The organism is Methanobrevibacter sp. (assembly GCF_017427765.1).
Taxonomy (GTDB): domain Archaea; phylum Methanobacteriota; class Methanobacteria; order Methanobacteriales; family Methanobacteriaceae; genus Methanocatella.
Window position 1 is genome coordinate 117,838 of sequence record NZ_JAFRSC010000026.1, and the last position, 15,255, is coordinate 133,092.

13 protein-coding genes are annotated in these 15,255 nt (G+C 33.5%); 8 read left to right on the forward strand and 5 right to left on the reverse strand.

The window, feature by feature from the left end; translation table 11 throughout:
- The first annotated feature begins 272 nt into the window (after positions 1-272).
- Positions 273-1,739 carry a hypothetical protein gene (locus IJL02_RS08035; protein ID WP_292814586.1) on the forward strand — a complete coding sequence of 489 codons (1,467 nt, stop codon included), beginning with the start codon at positions 273-275 and terminating at the stop codon, positions 1,737-1,739.
- Positions 1,740-1,771: 32 nt separating this feature from the next.
- Here the strand turns inward: IJL02_RS08035 and pyk are convergent, their stop codons facing one another.
- Positions 1,772-3,175, reverse strand: coding sequence for a pyruvate kinase (gene pyk, locus IJL02_RS08040; RefSeq protein WP_292814591.1), 1,404 nt, complete (start codon positions 3,173-3,175; stop codon positions 1,772-1,774).
- A 184-nt stretch (positions 3,176-3,359) separates the two neighbouring features.
- On the opposite strand from pyk, the gene IJL02_RS08045 reads away from it, so the two are divergent.
- Complete coding sequence (locus tag IJL02_RS08045; protein ID WP_292814740.1) at positions 3,360-3,971, forward strand: MBL fold metallo-hydrolase; 612 nt, start codon at positions 3,360-3,362, stop codon at positions 3,969-3,971.
- A 4-nt stretch (positions 3,972-3,975) separates the two neighbouring features.
- Here the strand turns inward: IJL02_RS08045 and IJL02_RS08050 are convergent, their stop codons facing one another.
- Together IJL02_RS08050 and IJL02_RS08055 are read right to left on the reverse strand one after the other, a co-directional pair.
- A complete protein-coding gene (locus IJL02_RS08050) occupies positions 3,976-4,623 on the reverse strand; it encodes a TrkA family potassium uptake protein (protein WP_292814594.1) in 648 nt (215 codons plus the stop codon).
- A gap of 52 nt (positions 4,624-4,675) precedes the next feature.
- Positions 4,676-6,109, reverse strand: a complete 1,434-nt coding sequence (locus tag IJL02_RS08055) for a TrkH family potassium uptake protein (RefSeq protein ID WP_292814598.1) — start codon at positions 6,107-6,109, stop codon at positions 4,676-4,678.
- A 78-nt stretch (positions 6,110-6,187) separates the two neighbouring features.
- Here IJL02_RS08055 and IJL02_RS08060 point away from each other — a divergent pair, with 78 nt between their 5' ends.
- On the forward strand, positions 6,188-7,258 hold the full coding sequence (locus IJL02_RS08060) for a UPF0104 family protein (RefSeq protein ID WP_292814602.1): 1,071 nt from the start codon (positions 6,188-6,190) through the stop codon (positions 7,256-7,258).
- Between the two features lie 231 nt (positions 7,259-7,489).
- Positions 7,490-8,374 (forward strand): formylmethanofuran--tetrahydromethanopterin N-formyltransferase, encoded by an 885-nt coding sequence (fhcD, locus tag IJL02_RS08065; RefSeq protein WP_292814605.1) that lies wholly within the window; start codon positions 7,490-7,492, stop codon positions 8,372-8,374.
- Between the two features lie 40 nt (positions 8,375-8,414).
- Here fhcD and IJL02_RS08070 read toward each other — a convergent pair whose 3' ends face one another.
- Positions 8,415-9,545, reverse strand: coding sequence for an NAD-binding protein (locus IJL02_RS08070; protein WP_292814610.1), 1,131 nt, complete (start codon positions 9,543-9,545; stop codon positions 8,415-8,417).
- A gap of 70 nt (positions 9,546-9,615) precedes the next feature.
- Between IJL02_RS08070 and IJL02_RS08075 the strand changes: the two genes are divergently transcribed.
- From IJL02_RS08075 to IJL02_RS08085, 3 genes are all read left to right on the forward strand, one after another.
- Positions 9,616-11,157, forward strand: coding sequence for an NAD(P)H-hydrate dehydratase (locus IJL02_RS08075; RefSeq protein ID WP_292814613.1), 1,542 nt, complete (start codon positions 9,616-9,618; stop codon positions 11,155-11,157).
- Complete coding sequence (sfsA, locus tag IJL02_RS08080) at positions 11,144-11,863, forward strand: DNA/RNA nuclease SfsA (protein ID WP_292814616.1); 720 nt, start codon at positions 11,144-11,146, stop codon at positions 11,861-11,863. Before IJL02_RS08075 ends, sfsA begins: the two co-directional genes overlap by 14 nt.
- Positions 11,864-11,983: 120 nt before the next feature.
- Positions 11,984-12,778, forward strand: a complete 795-nt coding sequence (locus tag IJL02_RS08085) for a bifunctional 2-polyprenyl-6-hydroxyphenol methylase/3-demethylubiquinol 3-O-methyltransferase UbiG (RefSeq protein ID WP_292814619.1) — start codon at positions 11,984-11,986, stop codon at positions 12,776-12,778.
- Here IJL02_RS08085 and IJL02_RS08090 read toward each other — a convergent pair.
- On the reverse strand, positions 12,775-13,500 hold the full coding sequence (locus IJL02_RS08090) for an NAD-dependent protein deacylase (RefSeq protein WP_292814622.1): 726 nt from the start codon (positions 13,498-13,500) through the stop codon (positions 12,775-12,777). The two genes, IJL02_RS08085 and IJL02_RS08090, sit on opposite strands and share 4 nt — an antisense overlap.
- A 103-nt stretch (positions 13,501-13,603) precedes the next feature.
- On the opposite strand from IJL02_RS08090, the gene IJL02_RS08095 reads away from it, so the two are divergent.
- Positions 13,604-15,247: a helicase C-terminal domain-containing protein gene (locus IJL02_RS08095; protein WP_292814624.1), complete on the forward strand. Its 1,644-nt coding sequence runs from the start codon at positions 13,604-13,606 to the stop codon at positions 15,245-15,247.
- The last annotated feature ends 8 nt before the right edge of the window (positions 15,248-15,255 follow it).

Below are 15,255 nucleotides of genomic sequence, written 5' to 3' on the forward strand. Positions count from 1 at the left end.
TTTCATTTAAAACAAAGTATTATGAAATTTTAAATGGTAATGTTTAATATTTATTACTGGTTATAGGATAAATTTCCTTATAAATTCTAAAAAATATTAATTTGATTTTACAATCAAATATTTCCCATTTAAACTTACATTATTATGTTTTATGTTAAATAATATAAAAGTATATTGTATTGTTCATTTTGATTCGAGGTAATTATTTTCAAAACAAATAAATATTAAAATTTAATAAACTATTTATAATATAGTAAAAATGGAGTTAAAACATGAAGTTTAAAAATATGATTCTTGTTTTATCATTAATGCTTTGTATTCTATTTAGCATTTCTTCTGTTGCGGCTAGTGATGTTAACGATACTGTAGTCTCCAGCAGTGTCAGTGATGCAGAAGTTATAAGTATTGATGAAAATCAAGTCAGTAATGAAGTTATTGGTAAAAGCAATAATGGAGATTTCACCGAACTGCAGGTTAAGATTATAATGGCTTCAGAAGGAGATACAATAAATCTCGATAAGGATTACTCTTTTAATACTGATTCAAATATCACTACTGGAGTTTTCATTAATAAAAATTTAACCATTAATGGTAATGGCCATACTATTGATGGAATGTCCAAATCTAGAATTTTCAACATACTCTATGGTTTAAAGGACAATAATCATGTTGTATTAAAAAATATAGTATTTAAAAACGGTTTTGCTAAGATTTATGGTGGCGCAATATTGAATTTTGCAGATCTGGTTGTTGATAACTGTCAATTCATAAATAATTATGCAGACACTGCTGGTGGGGCAATAAATTCTTTAGGTTCACTAAATCTGAAAAATTCCAAATTCGATAAGAATGTCGCCAGAGGTGATGCAGGAGCTGTTTTCTCACTAAATCTTGTTAGAGGAAATGACCTTTTCAAATCTTTAAATACTACCGATGAGCTAACAGTCATGCTTAATGTTATGATGGATAAGGCATTTTCACATGGTAAGGATTACATATCCAATTGTGTATTCACCAACAACGTAGCTAACGGTAATGGCGGAGGCGCAGTATATGCATTTTCCCATATAGACATTAAATCTTCCACATTCAATTCAAATAAGGCCGGTGAAAAAGGAGCTGCTGTATATGGATGTAAGGATCTCTTTATAAAGAATTCAAATTTCAATAAAAATAAAGTGGGAATGTATGGTGGTGCAGTTTATTTCAAATGCCATGAAATGACCGGACATTATGAAAATGGACGCTGGGTTTCTTCTGTTAAATATTATTCTAATTTAATTGAAAACTCAGTGTTTGCAGATAATGTTGCAGGTGAGAGAGGTGGAGCAATATATGGATTTAAATCATCAGCTTCTGATAAACATGCTGCAAAAGCGGTCAAATGTACTTTCAGTGACAATAAAGCACCTAACGGTAAAGACATATATGGTGGGACCGTAAGCAAATGTATTTATAAAAATACAAAAATTACTATCAATACTGTAACTATTAAAAAATCAGCTAAAAAGCTTGTTTTAACAGCCACACTTAAAAAAGGTTCCTCACCACTTAAAAACAAACAAGTCACATTCAAATTCAATGGCAAAACCTACAAAGTTAAAACTAATTCAAAAGGAATTGCAAAATGGACTATTAATAAGAATGTGCTTAAAAAACTTAAAGTGGGCAAAAAAATTACCTATCAGGTTAGTTACGGTAGCTTTACTGCTAAAAAAACTGCAAAAGTGAAAAAGTAAATGCTTTGGCATTTACTTCATATTATTTTTTTTTAAATTTCTAAAATTCTTAAATAATTAGTTGTTCTGCTTTTTTTCAGTGGAAATCCTCCGGTAACAACAATCAGATCTCCTTTTTTTAGATTAAATTCTTCCTGAGCCACTTTCCTTGCATTTTCAACTATTTTATCAGTGCTTTCATATATCTGAGTTATAACTGGTTTGACACCAAAGTTTAAAACAACTTTCTCAGCAATGTGGTTGGATGGACAACAGGCTAAAATAGTGCAGTTTGGCCTCAAATTACTGATTTTACTTGCTGTAAAACCGGTCATGGTCGGTGTAACTATTAATTTGACATCTGAATATTCAACAGCGCCTACAACTAATCTGGCAATTGTATCGCTGATGTCTATTGTTCCTTTATAGGCGACATGTTTTGTATAATCAATAGTTGATTCTATATATTTGCATACCTTGCTCATTATTTCTACTGCAGAAACAGGATATTTTCCAATTGTGGTTTCTCCAGACAGCATTACGCAGTCAGTTCCATCCAATACTGCATTGGCTACATCTGAAACCTCTGCTCTTGAAGGTCGGGGGTTTTCATACATTGAGGCGAGCATTTCAGTTGCAACAATTGCAAATTTGCCTTTTTCACGGCATTTTTTAATAATGCTCTTTTGCAGCATTGGCAATTCCTCCATTGGAACTTCCACTCCCAAGTCTCCTCGGGCCACCATGATGCCGTCGGATTCATCAATGATTTCATCTATATTTTCTATGCCTCTTCGGCTTTCAATCTTTGAAATGATGTATGAGTCTCCTCCTGCTTCGTTAATTATTTCACGAGCTGCAATCACATCATCCTTTGTATTTACAAATGATAATGCCAAATAATCACAGGAATGCTGCGCTGCAAATGTAATGTCTTTTCTATCTATTTCACTTATGAAATCCAGGTTTAAATCGACTCCTGGAACATTGATGGTTTTATGGTTCTCAATCTTGCCTTCGCCCAGGGCTTTTAATTCAACATATTCTTTTTCCTTTGCGATGACTTCTAATTCGAGTAAAGCATTATCAATAAGTACTTTATCGCCGATTTCAATAAAATCAATTGCTTCGTCGTGATTTACTCCAAATTCATTTTCACTTCCGATAATGCAATTTTTACTCATCTTAATCGTATCGCCTTCTTGAAGAGTTATGCCTCCATCTTTAAATTTCAAAGTTCTAAACTCAGGCCCCTTGGTATCATACATAATGGCTACTGGAGTATTACAGGCTTCACGTACTTGTCTGATGACGTCTATTGTTTTTAATATGTCATCAGGTGTTGCATGACTGAGATTAATGCGCGCACAATCCATGCCCTGATTAACCATTTCACTCATAACCTCGACGCTATCGGATGCCGGACCTATGCTGCATATAATTTTTGTTTTTTTCATTTTTACTCTCCAAATTTTTTATTTACTGATGAATTAAGCTTATGTTAAGAATTCTATTGATTAAATTATTTAATTTTTTGGCAATAGTTTCTATCAGTTAGAATTTCCTTTTTTTACAAAACCGTTTTGAATATTTTAAGTTAATGTTTTTTCAAAACTTTTAATTACTTTTATCTTAATATTAATTTTCATGTCTGATATTGTTTTTATTATAGGGTTTAATTATGATTCAAATTGTTACTTAATCGATAATAATATATTGGTTGATACTGGTGCAGGTCACAATAAAGATTATCTGTTTTCTAAACTTAAAGAAAATGGTGTAGAGCCTGAAGATATTGAATTGGTTGTTAACACTCACTGTCATTTTGACCATATTGGTGGAAATCATTTCTTCCCTAATGCCAAAATAGCCGTTCATAAGTTTGATGCAATTTCAATTAAAAATGAGGATACTTTAGGAACTTCAATGTCTGCTTTTGAGGGTGTCGACAACTCCCGTGTTGACATTGAACTTGAAGAGGGAGATAAGATTGCCGATTTCGAAGTCATTCATACTCCTGGCCACACTAAAGGAGGAATATGTCTTTGGGATGGTGAAAATTTAATTTCCGGCGACACTATCTTTGCCGGTGGGGGCGTTGGTAGAATGGACATTGGCGGAAGTTATGAAGACATGAAAAATAGTGTTGAAAGATTATTGGAGTTGGATGTTAAAAACATCTATCCGGGTCATGGTCCAATAGTGGAAAAAAATGGAAAAGACCATATTAGATTGTCTTATTCCTATTTATAATTAATTATCCTAATTTTTTGGATAATTTTTTAAATGATCCTCTCTTAACGAGAACTGTTACCTTTTCTCCACGGCTGATTGTATTGTCCGGCTGTGGGATAACTAATTTTCCGTTTTGATAAGTTGATATAATGATGTAGTCTTTAGTTGGGGATATGTCCTTAAAACGTTTTCCGACGATTTTGTCATTGGTGATTGTCATATCCAAAATTTCAGCATCTCCTTCACCAAGAGTCATCAGTTCAGCAGCATTAGGTCTTGTAACTAATTTCTGTAATTGCGCAGCAGCTGCAGTTTCAGGACTTATAACGTGGTCTATTCCGACTTCTTTAAATGCTTCTTCATGGTCTGGATTACTTACACGTGCAATAATATTTGGAACTTCATATTTTCTAACTAAAATGCATGACAGCAGGTTTGCCTCGTCATTTCCTGTTGTTGCAATAAAATAATCTGCATCTTCAATATTTGTTTCTTCAAGTAATTTTGAACTGGTTCCGTTTCCATGAATGACTAATGCGTCAAGTTCTGCTGCAATATCAGAGCATAATGCTTCATCACTTTCAATCAATGTAATGTCTTCGCCATTATCAATTAATAAATTTGCAAGTGCAAGTCCAACACGGCCTCCACCCATAATCACGATATACATAACATCACCTCTAACAATAAATAATCAATATTTATTTTATGACATTATAAAGTTATCTTTTAAAAATTTCAAAGAATGCCCTTATAGTAATCAAAACTGGATAAATCTCTAATCTTCCGGTCCACATATCAAACATACTTACAATTTTTAATACTGGGTGTAATGTGTAATTGATGATTCCAAGTTCCAGACCGTTGTTTCCCTGCAGAGACATTGCAGCAAATAAGCTTCTGAACGGGTCATATCCAAAAAGACAGAATAATGCCCATGTAAACATGATAAACATCATATACAATGTTATGAAGTTTCCGGATTGGGCTATTGCTTTTTCAGGAATCTTGTGGCCATGTAATTTTACAGGAACGACACGTCCTTCCGGAGATAGAATTTCTCTTATATGTCTGTAGATTCCTTTAAAGAATGTTATCATCCTGACAAGTTTGATTGCACCTACTGTTGATCCGTTGGAACCTCCGGTCAACATCAGACACATTATACATATGATTACAAATGACGGCCATCTTGCCATTGTAAGCGGTGCGGCAACGCTGGCTCCGGTTGTAGTTATTGCTGATACGACTGTAAAGAGCAAATCGATTGGCACGATATTTGATAAAAAGTAGAGCATCACGGTTACAAATGCAATAACGCAGATAATGATTTTAAATTGCAAATCTTCAATTAATGATTTTCCTCTGGTTTTAATAACTTTATAATGGACTAAAAAGCTTGTAGCTCCTAAAATCATTAGGACAATCGAAATGAAATAAATCAGATCATCCTGGTAGAATCCCATATTTGCGTTTTTAATGCTCATACCTCCGGTTGAAATTATGCTGAAAGTATTACATAATGAATCAAACGCAGGCATTCCGGCCAATAGGTATAAGACAATTCCTAAGATTGTATATATTGTATAGATTTGCAGGGTCATTTTAAGAGTTGTTTTAACACTTGGTTTAATACGTTCTTCACGGGCTTCCGAATTATATAGTTTGGATGAAACTGAACCCGGTTTTGTCAAAACACTAACGACCATAACGACAACTCCCAAACCTCCAATCCATTGTTCGAGAGCTCTAAAAAATAGTATGCTGTGAGGTAATATTTCAACATCTTCAAACATGGTTATTCCTGTACCTGTTAATGCAGACATACTTTCAAAAACAGCATCAAGCAGGGGCATATGTGTGGCCAGCATGAAAACAAGACCTCCGATAAGACTTGCCCATAGCCATGCAAATGATGAAATCATCATCCCATGTTTAAGACGAATTTTCTTTTTGGTTTTGTTTTCAAAATATTTTGAAAATCCAATTCCCAATAAGATGGATATTGCTGAGGGAATAAGAAAACTGATGATATCAAATTCAAAATAGATTAAATCGAAAATTAATGGAATTAAACACATAACTCCGATTCCAATCATCAGTAATCCTGAATTGCTCGCAACAATTACTAAATCCGTCTTAGTTATATACCTCATTATTGTAATAATTTGAATAAATATCTATATAAATTTATAAGTATTAAGAATTATTAAATAAAATATAAAGTTGATGTTATGGACCGTAAAACAATATTATTATTGGGAATAAGTATTCTTATTTTAGCCATAATGTTGTGGTTTGTAGGAATCGATCAGGTATTGGACGCTTTAAAAATTGCCAATCCTTTAATTATAGCTTTAGCTATAGCAACTCAAGTTTTCACTTACTTTTTATATACTCTAAGGTGGCAAATTCTTAATAAGATTGCCGATATGGATGTGAGCATTAAAAAATTGCTTCCGATGGTTCTGGTCAGTCTTGCAGTCAATAATATCACTCCGTCAGGTCGTGGTGGTGGAGAACCTGTCAGGGCATATTTGTTATCTCAAGCTGATGAAAATTATCATTTTGAAGACTCTTTTGCAACTGTCGTTGCCGATAGGGCTTTGGATACATTTCCGTTTGTGGTTCTGGCGGCAGTTACAATTGCATCCATGACTTTGTTTTTTGATTTTGATTTATGGTTAATTGTTGTAATGGTTTTAGCCGTAATTGCTATTGTAGCAGTCCTTATAATTATTATTTACATGTGTATTAATCCTAGTTTTGGAAAACGTGTTGATGGATGGATTATTGGTCTTGTTAGGAGATTTTATAAGAAAAACTCTGAAAGTTTAGAAAATCAAATTCATGAAGCGATTTTTGGTTTTCAGGAAACCATGAAAATGTTAATTTCCAATAAAAAAGGTTTGGTATATACTTTGACTTTATCTTTTATAATTTGGATATTTGAAATATTTAGGGTCTATTTGGTATTTTTGGCCTTTGGAGCTAATGTAAACATTATTGTAATAGGTGAAGTGTTTATAGTAGCTTGTTTGGTTGGGATGATTCCTCTTCTTCCGGGAGGACTTGGTGCTGTTGATGGATTGATGATTATATTTTACTCTGCAGCAGGTATTTCTACTTCAGTAAGTGCTGCAGCAACTGTTATCGAAAGATTGATTTCATTTTGGATGACTACAATAATTGGTATGGTCATTATGCCATATTACGGATCTTCTGTTCTCGATAAAATTTCATCCAGCTCTTCAAATGAAGAAATTGAAGAGATAGTGAGCGAAGAACAAAATGAAAATGAGTAACTCCTGTGAATAATTTAGATTATTCATCATCTTATTTTATCGTTTAATCTGTCGGAAATTATTTTTTTTAATTCAAATTAGTGTTTTAAAGATTTTTTTCATTGGATATTAAGACTTTTGGATTAAATAGAAAACTTTATTTTAATAATAATATATACCTTTATGTGTTAAGAAAATTAGTTTGATTTATATTTTTTTAATCTAATTTTCAACGAACTAAATGGTGAAAAAATGGAAATTAATGGTGTAAATATACAAGATACCTTTGCTGAAGGTTTCGGAATTAAAGTATCTAGATTAATTATTACTGCAGCTACTAAACATTTAGCTAAAATTGCAGCTACTGAAGCTACCGGATTTGCTACTTCAGTTATCGGATGTCCTGCAGAAGCAGGTATTGACCAATATGTTCCTCCAACTGAATCTCCAGATGGAAGACCTGGTTACGCAATTATGATTTGTCACATGTCTAAAAAAGCTTTAGGCGGACAAATTATGGACAGAATCGGTCAATGTGTTTTAACCGCTCCTACTGCTGCAGCATTCAATGCTCTTGAAAGTGAAGAAGCATTCCCTACCGGAAAACAACTCAAATTCTTCGGTGACGGATTTGAAACTGAAAAAGATGTAAACGGTAAAAAAATGCACGTAATTCCTATTATGTCTGGTGAATTCTTAGTAGAAGATGAAATGGGATGGAAAGACGGTGTAGCTGGTGGTAACTTCTTCATCATGGCTGACAGTCAAATGACTTCTATTGTTGCTGCTGAAGCAGCTGTTGATGCTATTCACGCTGTTGCTGGTGTAATCACTCCTTTCTCAGGTGGTATGGTTGCTTCCGGTTCTAAAACTGGTTCCAAATACTCTTTCATGAGTGCATCCACCAACGAAAAAGAATGTGTAACCCTAAAAGATCAAGTTGAAACCGAATTACCAGAAAACGTATTCGGAAACATGGAAATCGTTATTGATGGTGTGGATGAAGAATCCGTTAAAGCTGCTATGAAAGCAGGTATTGAAGCTGCTTGTCAAGTACCCGGTGTTATTGAAATAGGTGCTGGTAACTACGGCGGAAGCTTAGGACCTTACCAAATCCACTTACAAGATTTATTCTAGAGAGTTCAACTCTCTTTCACTTTCTTTTTTTTCAACAGAGTTATTCAATGTTTTTTCTTGTCAGTTCGGCAACTTCTTTTTTAGTTAAGTTTATTCCAAGAATCTCTTCATTTTTTTCTAGTTCTTTAATCAATTTGTGAAAAGTAGCTCTGTCGGGACCGGAAATGATATGGGAATGGGTGTTGTTTACAATTTTATATAAATTTTCGATGGCTTCTTTTTGTTCTGCATTATTTTCAAGGTATTTTTTGAATTGCTTTCCGTCTTTAAGGTCCATTGTATTAATTTTTCGTGTTAGGGGTGTTTCAATTCCGGGAAAGTGGTATTGAATGTTTTCCAGATTGCATCCATGGTCGCTGATTATTTTAAATTCGTCATAAAGTTTGTCCACTCCATGCCTTACAGTTAGTTTTAAAATGTGAGGTCTTGTTGATTCAAAATATAAATCCTTTCCACCAATTAATTCTGGTGATACAATCTTATCGGCACCAGCTTTTCTAAGACGGGAGTAATTTTCCTCTTTGCTGGCTCTTGATACAATCCATGCATCCGGATTGCTTTCACGTATTGTTAAAACAATGAACAAATTGGTTACATCATCGCCGGTACTTATTATAACACTTCTGCATTTGTCTCCTGCCAGTTTTGAAATCAAATCATCTTCTGTGGCATCTTTATGTATTGCGACAACTGAATCGCTTTCTTCAATCTCTTCAATAATCTCTTCATTTTTTTCAAATAATATGACATTTTGATTTCTTTTGGTCAGTTCTTCGAAAACTACTTTTCCAACCCTTCCGTAACCGCAAAGAATATAATAATCATCCATATTTTCAATCGCTTTCATTTTCATAGCTCCTTTCGAATATTCGCCCATTTTTTCCTGAAAATTTGTTATAATAATATTGAATACATAAGCAAGCAGTGCAACTCCTCCCAAAGCTAATGTAGTTGCAAAAATCTTTTGAATTCCTGTGGTAGGTATATAATCTCCATATCCTACTGTTGCCATAGTAATTACTGCATAATAAATTGAATCAATTAAATTCAAACCCATAATAAAATAAGAACCTACTATTCCATAGATAAATAACGCTATTATTAATATCACGCCGGTTGTAACATATTTCGTAGGCAATGTCTTTAGAAGTTTTATAGTAATTTTTCTCATAAGATTTTTCCTTTAAATTAAGATAATTATATTTATATTAAATAGTTATATTTTAATTTAAGGTGATTTTTTGGACCCAATAGACATGATGGTTACTGATTATAATTGCGAATATTTAGGTTTATCAAGATTATGTTTGATGGAATCGGCTGGAAAGTCTTTAGCTGAAGAAGTTGGTAAAATTGCAGTTTATACATTTGCAAAACCAGTTAAAGTTGTAATTTTTACAGGTTCCGGCGGAAATGGTGGTGACGGTTTTGTTGCGGCACGTTATCTTTTAAACAGAGGCTATGATGTTGATATTTATATGCTGAAAGACAATATCCGCTCACAGCAGTCTAAAATTAATTTGGAAATTTTGGAGAATATGAAACCCCGTTTGTCCCGCTTGAACATTTTCAATCTAAAGACATTGGATGATATTGACAATTGTGAAGTTGCAAAAAGCAGTGAATCTGAATTTGTAATTGTTGACGGACTTTTAGGAACCGGAATCAATGGAAAATTACAGGCTAATATAAAAAGAGCTATAGAAATTATAAATGAATCAAAAGGAGTTAAGATAAGTGTTGATGTACCTTCCGGAATGGACCCTTTAACAGGTGAAGTCAGTGATTTGGCTGTGATTCCGGATTATACAATCAGTTTTCACAAAATCAAAACGGGTGTTAGGAATGCCGATGAAGAGGATGTTGGGGGTCTTGTAACTGCAGATATTGGAATTCCATTTGAAGCCGAATATTTTGTAAATTATGGTGACTTTTTAAGGCTTAAAAATAGAAATTCATCTTCTCATAAAGGAAACAATGGTCGTTTACTTATTGTTGGTGGAAGTAAGGATTATTCCGGCGCTCCTGCTATTGCAGGAATGGCTGCAATAGGTGCCGGTGCAGACCTGGTTTATGTGGCAGCTCCCGAAAAAGCCGCACAGGCCATCAAATCAACATCTCCGGATTTGATTGTAAAATCTCTTGGAGGTGAAAAATTATCTTTAACACACGCAGATGAAATTTTGGATTTGTCCGGGAAAGTTGATGCTGTATTGATTGGTCCTGGAGCCGGAATTGATGATGATACTGCAAAATTATTCAATGTTTTAGTTGCAAAGATTAAAAAACCAGTTGTTCTTGATGCTGATGCGCTAAAACAGGTTAATTTATCATTAATTAAAAATCGTGAAGATATCATATTAACGCCTCATATTTTTGAGTTCAAATCGTTTTTCGGTGTTGATAATGATTTAAAACTTGACATCGATTCATATGACTTTTCAAAAGTTGATGAAAATATTACAGAATTTCAAAAAATCACCCGTCAAATTAAAGGTTGTGTAATTGTTAAGGGCCAATATGATTTGATATTGTCAGGAACTAAATTTAGAATTAATAAATCCGGCAATGCTGGAATGACTGTTGGCGGAACTGGTGATGCGCTTGCGGGAATTGCTGCCAGTTTACTTTCACAAGACTTAAATTCATTTGATTCCGCTTGTCTTGCAGCATTTATTAATGGAGCTGCGGGTGATGAGGCATATGAACAAAGGGGCAACGGTTTTTCAGCTACAAACTTGGTTTCATGTATTGGTAGTGTGATTAAAGATGGATTATGTTAGGGGAATTTTTAAAAATCGTCCGAATAGATTCATAGCAGAAGTGGAAGTCGATGGTGAGCTTGAAATAGCTCACGTACCAAATACCGGCAGGTGCAAGGAACTTTTAGTTGAAGATGCAACAGTTTGGCTTGAACCTTCCGATAATCCCAAAAGAAAAACAAAATATTCTCTTCATTTTGTTGAAAACAAGGGGGTGTTGGTATCACTTTACTCCCAGCAAGCTAACAGTATTGTATATGATGCAATTGTTGATGGTAAAATTAAAGAGCTTGCAGGCTATGATTATCATCAAAGAGAAAAAACAGTTGATAATTCAAGAATAGATATATACTTGGCAAACCGTGAAGAGGATTGTTGCGGAATGAGCTTTCTTGAAGATTCTTGTTATGTCGAAGTTAAGGGAGTAACATTAATAGTTGATGGTGAAGCAAGATTTCCCGATGCACCAACAGAAAGGGGTGCTAAACATCTAAAAGAGTTAATTAAACTTAAAAGGCAAGGAAATCGCTGTGCGGTATTTTTCCTCATTCAGCATCCTGCAGGTAATTTCTTTAGACCGAACTGGGAAAATGATTCCAATTTCTCGAAAACATTAAATGAAGCCTATGAGGAAGGTGTTGAAATTCTGGTTTATCGATGCGATAACCAGTTGGATGGTATTGAATTAATTCCAGAATCTTTAGATTTTGATTTAGGTCAGAGTTAAATATTTTTAAATTATAAAATATTGTTTTTATTAAAGTAAGATTTTAAATATTTTGTGTTTTAAATATAATAGTGTTAAATTCATTTTAGATTGACTATATTAATTTCTGGGTGTTTATTCATGGATTTGAATAGTGAAAAATATTGGGAACATAGGTTTCAAACAGATTGGAAAGAAAAACATGGTTCAGAACAAACTTTAATGCATTATGAAGCTTTAATCGAAAATTTACCGAATTATATAGTAGATTTAATTAAAGAAAATGCATATACTATCTGCGATATGGGTTGCGGATTAGGTGAAGGCGTTAATGAACTTCAAAAAACTTTTTCAACATCCACTATTTTTGGAATGGATTTTTCCCAAACTGCAGTTGATGAAGCCAATGAAACTTACGGTTCGGCCAATGTTAAGTTCATAAAAGGGGATCTGTTAAACCAGGACCAATACTTTGATGTTATTGTTCTCTCACATGTTCTTGAACACTTTAAAAATCCCCATGAAATTCTCGAGTCTCTTTCACAGTATTCCAAATATTTGATTGTCTTTGTTCCATTTAGAGAAAAAAACATGCATAAGGAACATGAATTCAGATTTGTTTATCCATCATTTCCCACTGCAATAAACAATAAACACTTAATATATTTTAAAGAAGTTGCTCCGATATTTTTTGCACCTGGGGACTGTTATATGCAGGAGCAGATGCTGGTTATATATGCGGATGATGAATTATCTAAAGATTATTCTCTTGCAAATTTCCATTCTTATTATGATGAAAAAAGGAAATTGGATGAAAAGATTAAAAAGTTGAATCGTGATAATTCAAAATTAAAAAAAGAAAATAATCATTTCAAATCAACTAAAGCATACAGATTTTGGCAGTTCTATGCAAATTTGAAAGAAAAATTATTTTAAATTTTAATTTGGGACATTATTTTCCCAATTGCATCGTTTATAACTAAACTGGCAAGATTGTCGTATTGTGTTTCGCTTTTGTTAATCAAAACAAGATTTTCTCCGTTAAAGTAGTTTATCAACCCTGCGGCAGGATATACGACTAATGAAGTTCCGCCAATTATCAATGTATCTGCATTTTGGATATAATCGATTGCAAAACTTAAAACTGTGTTGTTCAGAGGTTCTTCATATAATACAACATCCGGTTTAATGATTCCGCCACATTCGCACCTTGGAATGCCATCGCTTTTTAAAATATAATCCAATCCATACTCCTTACTGCAGATCTGACAATAGTTTCTGTGAATTGATCCGTGAAGTTCAAGTACTTCTTCACTTCCGGCTTTCTGGTGAAGACCATCAATATTTTGTGTAATGACTGCCTTTAGTTTGCCTGCTTTTTCCAGATTTGCTAGTGCAATATGTGCCGGATTTGGCTTGGCATCCTTAAAAACTAGATTGTCCTTATAATATCTAAAAAATTCTTCGGTGTGGTCCATATAATAAGTGTGTGAGACCAAATTTTCAGGAGTGTCTCCATATTTTTCCAGACTCTTAAAGATTCCGCTTTCAGACCTGAAATCAGGAATTCCACTTTCTGTTGAAACGCCGGCTCCTCCAAAAAAGACAATATTGTCTGATGAGTCAATAATTTCCTGTAATTGGTTAATTTTAGACATAATATTGTTTATGTCACTGTTTTATATTTATTTTTTGATATAATTTTAAATATTATCTTTCATATAGTATTATTAAGTTGTTATTAATGCTGCGAGGAATGTTATGGATAATAATAGTTCAAATTTGGATTGGATGGTTCATTGGTCTTTTAAAGGACATAATCCTAGATCCAGTCAGGTTAAACTTATTAATAAAATCAATTGGGCTATTGGGGAAGGTTATAAAAATATTATTCTTGAAGCGGGCACAGGTACTGGTAAAAGCGCTATTGCAACCACTCTTGCCAATATGTATGAGGATTCATATATTTTAACAATGACTAAGCAGCTTCAGGAGCAGTATCTGGATGATTTTGATGATATGCTGGTTGAAATAAAAGGTAAAGGTAATTATCCATGCAATTATAAGGGGTCTTGCGATTTCTGCATTAAAGATGAATATAATTTAAGAAAATGCGATACCTGTCCATTTAGAATAGCTTTCAGGCAAGCTCGAGATTCTGAAAATGTTATAACAAATTATGATTTTTTGTATTATATGGGTGTTGCCAACAACATGCTGGACCCTCGTGAATTGCTGATTTTGGATGAGGCTCATAATCTGGAACGCAAAATGTTAATGTTGTCCTCGCATGTTTTAAATAGGGAATATATATCTACAAAGTTTGGTGTTGACATATTTGAATCATTAATGAATGGTACAAAATCTATTAATAGCTTAAAAAGAGATTCTCATCACTGGATTGAGTTGTGTGATGATTTAATCGGCATTTGTAAAGAGAGAATTAAGGAAATAGATGGTGAACATAAACGTGATGTTCAAGTTACTTTGGATGAATTTGAAAATGATCCTTCTAAATTTTCCAGTCAGGATTATATTGAAAAACAAAGATTGGAAACTGACATGAAGTCATTTGCATCAATCAGTTTAGGATTATCTGCTGATGATTTGATTATCGACTTGCCGAATCGAAGCGATATCATGGACGGTAAAATGGATATTTCCGCAGAGTTCAAACCGTTTTCAGTATCAGACGATACTCAAAATCTATTAAAACTAGGTAATATTAGAATATTTTTAACAGGCACTTTGGGAAATAAGGACAAGTTCTGCAAATGGAACAATATCAATCCGGATGAAACATATTATATCTATGAGAAATCTCCTTTTGATGTGGAAAAAAGGCCTATTTATCCGGAATTTGTAGCCAGTATGAGCGGACAAACTAGAGGAATTCCAAATTGGAAAAATTCCCGTGCAATTTCAAAAATTAAAGAGTTATTGGATAAGCATAAAAACGAAAAGGGTGTAATACACACTTCCAGCAATGAACAGGCTTTTTGGATAATTGAAAATTTAAAAGATTATCCGTTAATGTTTGTCGGTGGTGAAGATAGAAATCTTATTTTAAAGGAATTTACCGAGTCCAGTGAAAATATTGTCCTGATTGGCGCTTCAATAAAAGATGGTGTTGATTTTAAGGGGGATTTATGCAGATTCCAAATTATCTTTAAAGTTCCATATCCTCAACTTAATGAACAGGTTAAATACAGGAAAGCTCTTGATAAATCTTGGTATTATTATCAGGCAGTAATGGCTCTAATGCAGGCATATGGTCGTGGAATCAGGGATAAAGATGATTGGTGTGTAATGTATATAATAGATTCTGATTTTATCAATCTGTTTGATTTCAATAAAAGTTTTTTCAATGAATATTTCATTGAAGCAATTCAAAAAAAGAAGTGAAATGATAG